The 2,578-nt window shown below is 30.5% G+C and carries 2 protein-coding genes and 1 pseudogene; 2 read left to right on the top strand and 1 reads right to left on the bottom strand.

Annotation, left to right across the window (positions count from 1 at the left end; genetic code table 11):
• Positions 1 to 211, top strand: a pseudogene (locus tag HG1285_RS04850) (long-chain fatty acid--CoA ligase); the annotation flags it as partial.
• Positions 212 to 234: 23 nt separating this feature from the next.
• Here the strand turns inward: HG1285_RS04850 and HG1285_RS19520 are convergent.
• Positions 235 to 372 (bottom strand): hypothetical protein, encoded by a 138-nt coding sequence (locus HG1285_RS19520; RefSeq protein WP_157560658.1) that lies wholly within the window; start codon positions 370 to 372, stop codon positions 235 to 237.
• 207 nt (positions 373 to 579) lie between these two features.
• Here HG1285_RS19520 and HG1285_RS04845 point away from each other — a divergent pair.
• Positions 580 to 2,578: AAA family ATPase (locus HG1285_RS04845; protein WP_008288540.1), on the top strand; the 1,999-nt coding region annotated here is incomplete at its 3' end.

A 2,578-nucleotide genomic window follows, 5' to 3' on the forward strand; every position in this document is an offset into this window, starting at 1 on the left:
AGTTCATGGAGAGATTCCAGTTGCTTTTATTCAGTTAAAAGAAGATGAAAAAGCCACAGAAACTGAGCTCAGAAAATTTTTAAAAGATAAACTTGCAAATTATAAAATACCAAAGCATTTTTACTTTTTAGATGAACTTCCTAAAAATGCAACAGGTAAGGTTTTAAAAAGAGTTTTAAGGGACAAGGTGAATAAAGGTGAATTTGATTAAATTTGAAGTTTTCATCATCTAAATTATATTAAATGTATGCGTGCTGTAAAAGGAGTTTTGGCTTTAGGATTGTTTTTTTTGTTTGCTCCTTTAATTTTGTTTAGCGTAGGGACTTTTATTGTTATATTTTGGTTGGTTTTTAGTTTTATTATCTCTATCATACCTTTTATAATAGTTGCTGTTTTAATTTTTTTATTATTAATCGTTCTTGCTGGTATAATCAAAGCTGAAATAGAAATAAGAAGGAATAAATTTTATAAAACATTTAAAACTTATGAAAGAAATAAAGTCCCTTCCCAGTTTTACCTATACTAAACTTTTAATGGTTTATATCCGAAATGAAAAAATAAACCCTGCAGGTAAGTAAAATGTCAAAGGCTTATATTGATAGAATAAATGTTTATGGCTTTAAATCTTACGGTCTTAGAAAACTGTCTATTCCTATCGGAGATGGGTTTGTCGGTATAGTTGGGCCAAACGGTTCTGGAAAAAGTAATATTGGAGATTCTATTGTATTTGCTTTAGGGCTTGCAACTGCAAAATCAATGAGGGCTTTAAAGCTTTCAGACCTTATATTTTCATCCAAAGGAAAATCAGCAGAGTTTGCAGAAGTTGAGGTTATTTTCAGAAATGAAGGTGCATTTCCTTTAAATAACGAAGAAGTTTCAATATATAGAAAAGTAGAGCATAGCGGCAAATCAACATACAAAATAAACGGAAGACCGGCAAAACAGTACGAAGTGGAAGAACTTTTAACGGCAGCAGGAATACCAAAACAGGGATACAACATAGTTACGCAAGGAGATATTTTTAAGTTTATAAAAATGACCCCTTCAGAAAGAAGAGATTTAATAAGTGAAATAGCAGGTATTACAGACTATGAAGAAAGAAAAGAAAAAGCGTTAAAAGACCTTGAAGAAACTGAGGAAAAGCTAACAGCTGCCAAACTTGTTTTAAAGGAAGTTAAAACAAACTTAAAAAGACTTGAAGAAGAAAGAGAAAACGCTTTAAAAGCTAAAGAAATAGAAGAAAAAATAGCCTTTTTAGAAGAAAAAATTAAAGGTGTAAAACTTTACTTTTTACAAAATGAGGAAGAAAAAACAGTAAAAGACCTTGAAGAAGTAGAGCAAAAAATACAGGAGCTATATAATCAAAAAGAACTTTCAATCCAAAAACAAAAAGAACTTATTGCTCAGATAAAAGAAATGGAAAATAAACTAAATGAAATACAACAGTCACTTCTTCCAATAAAAGAAAAAGAAGGTGCAATAACTGCCCAGATAAGAACGTCCAATGAAAAAATAAAAGAGATAGAAGAAGAACTTGAAAACTTAAAAACAACTTTAAGAGAAATCTCAAAAGAAAAAGAAGAAAAAATAAAAGAGGTTTTGAAAACAGAAGAAGAAATTAAAAAATTAAAACAAATACTTCCTGACATAGAAAAACAGCTTGAAGAAGCAGAAAAGGAGCTTGAAAAGAAAAACAAGAAACTTCAGGAAATAGAAATTGGAGGTTCAAAAGCAAGACTTGATTTAGGGCAGGTAGAAAAAGAAGAAAAGGCATTAAAAGATAAAAAAATATCTTTAGAAAAAGAAGAACTTAAACTTCAAAATCAGATAGAAAATATTGCAGAAAAAATTGAAAGCTATAAAAAGGAAATAGAAAACTTAACAGGGGAAGTTGAAACTCTAAGAAAATCAAAGGAAAACATAAGCTCATACACCCAAAATCAGGATAAAAAAATCAAATCCATTCAAAGCGAGATAAATAGATTAAAAATAAGAAAAGACGCACTGACTAAAAAACTAAAAAATATTAGAGAAAAGAGAGAAGAGAATTTCAAAAAATTAACTGAGATTTTAGTAAAACTTCAGCACGTTAGAGAAGATAAAAACTACCTGCTGATAAAAGATATCCCCGGAGTTTACGGTAAAGTTGCAGATTTAATATCTGTAAAAGATGAAGAGCTTATAACTGCAGTAGAGTCTGCAGGAGGGGCAAGACTTAACAACATCGTAGTTGAAGATGATAAAGTTGCACAGGAGTGTATAAACGTCCTTAGAAGAGAAAAAGCTGGAAGGTTAACGTTTATTCCTTTAAATAGAATAAGAGCCAATAATCCATCAAAACCTCCTTATCAAAAAGGAGTAATAGGGCTTGCCGTTGATTTTGTTGAATATGACCCAAAGATAGAAAAAGCAATAAAGTATGTTTTTTCTGATACTGTTATTGTTGAAAACTTTGATTCTGCAAGGGCTCTTGGTATAGGTTCATTTAGGATGGTAACCTTAGAAGGAGATATTTTTGAAAAGTCCGGTACAATTTCTGGTGGAAGTGCAAAATCATCTGCCACTTTAGGTAAAAGCG

This window comes from Hydrogenivirga sp. 128-5-R1-1, from assembly GCF_000171895.1.